This is a genomic window from Virgibacillus litoralis (assembly GCF_017873675.1).
Classification (GTDB): domain Bacteria; phylum Bacillota; class Bacilli; order Bacillales; family Amphibacillaceae; genus Lentibacillus; species Lentibacillus litoralis.
This window is the reverse complement of sequence record NZ_JAGGKK010000020.1, coordinates 66,473-72,808: the sequence shown is the minus strand read 5'-3', so window position 1 is coordinate 72,808 and position 6,336 is coordinate 66,473. Positions and strand designations below refer to the sequence as shown.

Genomic DNA, 6,336 nt, shown 5'->3' with positions numbered 1-6,336 from the left:
TTAGCTTTAATAATTGAAATCAGGGTTTAAAAGTTTAACTTTTAACCTGTTTTCTTGACATACTGGTTGTTTTGTTCAGTTTTCAAGGAGCAAATAATACTGTTAATCTACTTACTTCGACAGCATAAAAATTATATCATCGTTGTCGGTTATTGTCAATATTAGAAAACTTGGCTTATACCGTGCAATAATGTGGAAAGCCTTTGTTTCACTTATGCAGTAAGAAAGGATTCTTACTTTCTTACTTGCCACCAAAAATCAACATTTTTTACTGACTGTTTTTTTGACAGCAGAATCAATATTACTACCGCTAACCAAAGAAGTCAACGGTATTTTGTAATCGATTTTCGAAAACTAGATGGAAGTATTATCCATTAGATTGAAACGCAAACTATACTATAACTTCACCGTCCCAATTCATCATTCCACCAGCCATATTTGATACTTTAAAACCGTGTTCATCCATGAACGATGCTGCGGTCATACTTCTATTACCTGAACGGCAAACTAATACATAATCTTTACCTTTGTCTAAATCATTCATAGAATGCGGAATTTTTTCAAGTGGAATATGCTTGGCATTTGGTATCTTTCCTTGTGCTACTTCTTCATCTTCCCGTACATCCAAGACAACTGTATCATTGTCCTCTTCAATTAACTTTTCCACTTCCTTTGGTGTTACTTCATTGATATGATCCATTTAAATCCATCCTTTTTATCAGTATATAATTCATCTTAACTCCACGTATGAATAGGTTGCAACTATCTTACACAAAATAAATCAACTAAACATCAGTGAGGTGATTTATATCAAACATTTCATTACAGCAGTTGGGTTACTTTTTTTGCTTGTACCGATAAATACACACGCAGCGGATCAGCAAAACAACGCACCGACTCCCAAAACAATTGCCAAATATGAGGAAGAAATAACAGGGGACTCTCAGAAAGATACAATACTGCTAAAAGGAATATTATTTTCAGATGATACAGATTACTTTAGAGATATCTGGACCGAAATAACAGCTGGCAATCAACAAAAATGGAAAATTCCATATGAAGGTGGGTATGATCCTGAGTTACAATTTATTGACCTTAACCACGATAGGGTTAATGATATTTTTTATCAGAGTGCAACTGGCGGAAGTGGGGGATTGTACTATTACCATTTACACACATTAAAGAATGACGAGTTGAAAGAAGTACCCCTACCTGAACAGCCTTATGTGAAAGGTGAATTTAAAGAAAACTTTAAGGTAGAAATTCAAATCTCACCTGAGCAAGAACCATATATTGTTGACGTAGAAAATCGGGCTTCAGAATATATTCAGCTTGGAATATATAATAAAGAAGGAAAACTGATAGAAGAAAAATCATCGGCAATGGTTGATCCAATAGCATTTTTTGATCCCGTAATAATCAGCAAACGAAAAGGATACGGGTTAAAGAGTTATCAGCAAATAAGCGGTGCTTACCATGCAGATCAATTAGGAACAGTTGAAACAATTTGGTATTACGAAAATGAGAAGTGGATAGTCTTACAAACTGAATGGGTACCATCTAATTAAAACAGGATCTCTTCTATAGATTTAGAAGAGATCCTTTAATTCTAATTTGCTACAATATTAACCAGCTTACCAGGTACTACGATAACTTTGCGAATTGTTTTCCCCTCAAGCCAATCCTGTACTTTATCATTTTCCAATGCTTGTTTTTCAAGTTCGTCTTTTGAGATATCTTTTGCTACCTTGATTTTTGCCCGAACTTTACCCATAACCTGTAAAACGACTTCCGTCTCTTCTTCTACCAGTTTAGATTCATCATGGATTGGCCAAGTAGCATAAGTGATTGTTTCGGTATTTCCCAGGCGACTCCACAATTCTTCAGCAAGATGCGGAGCAACAGGAGAAATTAGTTTCACAAAACCCTCTATATAATGTTTCGGAATACTATCTGCCTTATAGGATTCATTTATAAACACCATCATTTGTGAAATGCCAGTATTAAAGTGCAGGTTCTCAAAATCCTCCGTTACTTTTTTAACCGTTTCATGATAGACCTTTTCCAACGAAGAATCTTCACTGTCATTACTGATTTTCTCAGAAAGACTCCCATCTTCGTTTACTATTAAACGCCAGACACGGTCAAGGAAGCGACGTGATCCATCCAGACCATTCGTAGACCAAGCAACAGCTGCATCCAATGGTCCCATAAACATTTCATATAAACGGAGCGTGTCTGCTCCGTGTGAAGCAATAATATCATCAGGATTAACAACATTACCCTTAGATTTACTCATTTTCTCATTGCCTTCCCCAAGTATCATGCCTTGGTTATATAACTTCATAAACGGTTCTTTTGTTGGAACAACGCCTATGTCATATAAAAATTTATGCCAGAAACGTGCGTATAACAGGTGAAGTACAGCATGCTCGGCTCCACCAATATAGATATCAATTGGCAACCATTCTTTTAATGCTTCTGGATCAGCAAGTTTGTCCGGGTTGTTTGGATCAATAAACCGTAAGAAGTACCAGCAGCTGCCTGCCCATTGTGGCATTGTATTTGTCTCACGACGACCTTTCATACCTGTTTTAGGATCAACAACATTAACCCAGTCACTGTTATTAGCCAATGGAGATTCACCTGTTCCAGAAGGTTTAAATTCTTTCATTTTCGGCAGCTCAACTGGCAAATCTTCATCAGGTACAGCTGTCATTGTGCCGTCTTCCCAGTGTATAATTGGAATTGGTTCTCCCCAGTATCGTTGTCTGGCAAATAGCCAGTCACGAAGACGATAGGTTACTTTTTTCTCACCTTTATTATTCTCTTCAAGCCATTCAATCATAGTAGTGATTGCTTCATCCTTTTCCAATCCATTCAATAGATCAGAATTGACATGTTCTCCATCACCAACATAAGCTTCCTTGGTGATGTCCCCGCCAGCAACCACTTCAACAATTGGCAGTTCAAATTTCGTTGCAAATTCATAATCTCGTTCGTCATGTGCAGGAACTGCCATAATAGCACCAGTCCCATAAGACATCAGTACATAATCCGCAACCCAGATTGGCATTTTTTCATTATTTGCCGGGTTAATTGCATATGCACCAGTAAATACGCCTGTTTTATCTTTAGCCAAATCAGTACGTTCCAAATCGGATTTTGTTTGAATTTCCTTCATATAAGAATCAACAGCATCTATTTGTTCTGCCGATACAATCCTCTCTACCAATGGGTGTTCTGGTGCCAATACGGCGTACGTTGCGCCAAATAAAGTATCCGGCCTAGTTGTAAATGCAGTAAATTCCTCATCATACCCATCAATTCCAAATGTCACTTCAGCACCTTCTGAACGGCCAATCCAGTTACGCTGCATATCTTTAATACTCTCCGGCCAATTCACTTCATCTAGGTCCTCCAGTAGACGATCAGCATAGGCGGTGATTTTAAGCATCCACTGCTTCATTGGTTTTCGAACAACTGGGTGTCCGCCACGTTCGCTTTTCCCATCAATCACTTCTTCATTGGCTAGAACCGTTCCAAGGGCAGGGCACCAGTTAACAGCTACTTCATCCATATAAGCAAGCCCATGTTCATACAGTTTTGTAAAAATCCATTGAGTCCATTTATAGTAATTGGGATCTGTCGTATTAATTTCACGGTCCCAATCATATGAAAATCCAAGCTCCTGAATCTGGCGCTTAAAAGTTGCAATATTTTGTGCGGTGAATTCTGCAGGACTGTTACCTGTATCAAGCGCATATTGTTCTGCAGGCAGTCCAAACGCATCCCAACCCATCGGATGCAGTACTTCATACCCCTGCAATCGCTTCATCCTCGAGAAGATGTCTGTTGCTGTATAACCTTCTGGATGGCCAACATGTAAACCTGCTCCTGATGGATACGGGAACATGTCTAACGCGTATACCTTCTCTTTATTTGAATAAGTATTTGTTTGAAATGTTTTGTTCTCTTCCCAATAATTCTGCCACTTCTTTTCAATTTCCTGATGGTTAAAACTCACTGCTATTTCCTCCTTTTTCCTTTAACAAAACGAATAAAAAAAGCTACTCATCCCAATCTAAAGGGACGAGAAGCTATAACTCCCGCGGTACCACCCAAATTAACGCAAAATTTCTGCGTTCACTTGTATCCTTAACGCAGATTTACGACAGAAACTACTTCCGTTCATTTCTGCAACTTAATAAAGGTGAGTTCATAAATCTTCAGGAGCAGTTCTCACCAACCACTGCCTCGCTAAACCTGAATAAATTTATTAATAATCCTTCTCATCGTCGTTTGCTTATTTATATCGAATTCTAATCAAAGGAAACTGGTTTGTCAAGCACTTACACATATACTTCCGTTGACTCATGAACACGTTCCATCCAATCAACGACATCCATCCCATACTCCTCCCGAACCTGATCGATTGATTTGTGTGCTATAATTATACCTTCCTTTAAAAGAACTACCTCATCAAGAATAGGTTTCACTTCTGATACTTCATGGGTAGTAACGATAAGTGCCTGTTGCTTTAAATCAATAAAATTAATAATACTATTTATAATTGATTTTCGAACCATCGGATCAAGCCCTGAAAATGGTTCATCTAAAACAACATATGAGGCTTTTCGTGAAAGTGTAACGGCTATCTTCACTCTGCTTAAATTCCCTTTCGATAGATGTTTTGTTTTCTGCTTTATGTTCAATTTCATAAAGGCAGCAATCTCTAAAGCTCTATTTTTGTCAAAATCTTTAAATTGACTGTTATAAAAATCAATCAGTTCCTCTATTGTAAAATATGGGTAAAAATAATCCATATCTGTTAAATATGCTAGCTTATCACTAACACTTCTGTTAACTTGTTTGGAATCAATTAGCACTTTTCCCTTTGTTGGCCGGATTAACCCAGCAAGCAATTTTAGTATTGTTGTCTTACCACTCCCGTTTTCACCAATGAGCCCAATTATTCTGCCTGGCTCAACTGTTAATGTACAGCGGTAAACCGCCTTACGGGCAAAATATTTCTTTGTCACTTGGTCCAATTGCATCATTTACTTCCCCGCCCTTCAGATTTGATCCCCTTAATCATTTCTTCTGTACTGTAACCCATATCATTCATATCACGGATGAATTGCTGAATAAATTCTAACTTCATTCCTTCTCGTAAATCGCTTAATCTATTTTGGTTACTTGTCACAAATGTCCCTTGACCACGTTTTGTCTCAACGATTTCCAAATTTTCCAGTTCCCGATACACCCTCTGCACTGTATTGGCATTAACTCCCACTTCCAAAGCATACTCTCGAACTGAAGGGAGTTTTCCGCCAACTGTTCTATCCCCTCGAATAATTTCACTGGAAATTCGGCTAATTAGTTGCTGATAAATTGGTTTGTTCCCATCAAAGTCAATCCCCATATCTATACCTCCACTTTACGGTCAAGTAAGTATGCAGAGACCCCATATAACAACAGAACTAATAATCCGTAAAATACATATGAACCAAAAAAGATAGTAGCATCTACACCTCCACTAAACTGGCCAGGACCAAAAGATATTGATAAATAATCACCTGACTGATCATTAGGAATAGAAATTACTCCCCATGTTAATACCTCATAGAAAGTAGTAGACCGAAATACGCTCATCAGCTGTACGCCAATAATCAATAAGAGCACAACTGCTACAATGCTTAATCCATGTATGTAGGTACGACAAATTTGGTGCAACGTCCAAAGGAAGACAAGTATCACCGTAGGGTAAACTGAAACAACTACCATGTTGATAATAAGAAAAAGCAAAAATGAGAAAGAGTCCAGACCACTTTGAATGGATGCACCCCAGATCATTTCAAAGTTGACCGCGACAACAGCTAATAGTAGTAAAAAACTAAGCGCAAAAAACATTCCATTTAAGAATTTGACGAAGAGTATTTTATGAATTGATTGTGGATTATGTAAAAATATCTCTAGTTGATTTGCCTCTGTATTCAAGCTGTATAACACCACGCCAGGTAAAATAATAAAGCCAAACGTAAGTAATCCTATAAGCGAATCGAAAATGGAGGCATCACTAAAAGCATCAGCTACTATCACGATAATTGAAGCAAAAACAAATTGACCAATATAGAACCCTTTCATCATTTTCCATTCTTTTATATACAAGCCTCTAAATGCACTACTTTCCATATACATATAACCCCCAACCGTATTAGCGTTATAGTTAGATAGTACACTATTACAATCTAACAATCAACTTACTTCCCCCTTCATTTCGTGCTATGCTAAACTAATTACATCATAGAATGACTAAGGAGCCATCTATCTAAA

6 protein-coding genes and 1 other annotated feature are annotated in these 6,336 nt (G+C 37.6%); of the genes, 1 reads left to right on the top strand and 5 read right to left on the bottom strand.

The window, feature by feature from the left end:
* Positions 1 to 391 precede the first annotated feature (391 nt).
* Positions 392 to 700 carry a rhodanese-like domain-containing protein gene (locus tag J2Z82_RS16045; RefSeq protein ID WP_209481830.1) on the bottom strand — a complete coding sequence of 103 codons (309 nt, stop codon included), beginning with the start codon at positions 698 to 700 and terminating at the stop codon, positions 392 to 394.
* 145 nt (positions 701 to 845) lie between these two features.
* Between J2Z82_RS16045 and J2Z82_RS16040 the strand changes: the two genes are divergently transcribed.
* Positions 846 to 1,568, top strand: a complete 723-nt coding sequence (locus J2Z82_RS16040; RefSeq protein WP_245251751.1) for a hypothetical protein — start codon at positions 846 to 848, stop codon at positions 1,566 to 1,568.
* Between the two features lie 41 nt (positions 1,569 to 1,609).
* Here J2Z82_RS16040 and leuS read toward each other — a convergent pair whose 3' ends face one another.
* From leuS to J2Z82_RS16020, 4 genes are all read right to left on the bottom strand, one after another.
* Positions 1,610 to 4,027 (bottom strand): leucine--tRNA ligase, encoded by a 2,418-nt coding sequence (leuS, locus tag J2Z82_RS16035; protein WP_209481829.1) that lies wholly within the window; start codon positions 4,025 to 4,027, stop codon positions 1,610 to 1,612.
* Between the two features lie 58 nt (positions 4,028 to 4,085).
* Positions 4,086 to 4,305: a binding site (T-box leader), on the bottom strand.
* A gap of 47 nt (positions 4,306 to 4,352) precedes the next feature.
* On the bottom strand, positions 4,353 to 5,060 hold the full coding sequence (locus J2Z82_RS16030; protein WP_209481828.1) for an ATP-binding cassette domain-containing protein: 708 nt from the start codon (positions 5,058 to 5,060) through the stop codon (positions 4,353 to 4,355).
* Positions 5,057 to 5,425 carry a GntR family transcriptional regulator gene (locus tag J2Z82_RS16025; RefSeq protein WP_209481827.1) on the bottom strand — a complete coding sequence of 123 codons (369 nt, stop codon included), beginning with the start codon at positions 5,423 to 5,425 and terminating at the stop codon, positions 5,057 to 5,059. The genes J2Z82_RS16030 and J2Z82_RS16025 overlap by 4 nt, the downstream gene beginning before the upstream one ends.
* 2 nt (positions 5,426 to 5,427) lie before the next feature.
* Positions 5,428 to 6,195, bottom strand: coding sequence for a hypothetical protein (locus J2Z82_RS16020; RefSeq protein ID WP_209481826.1), 768 nt, complete (start codon positions 6,193 to 6,195; stop codon positions 5,428 to 5,430).
* Positions 6,196 to 6,336: the final 141 nt, after the last annotated feature.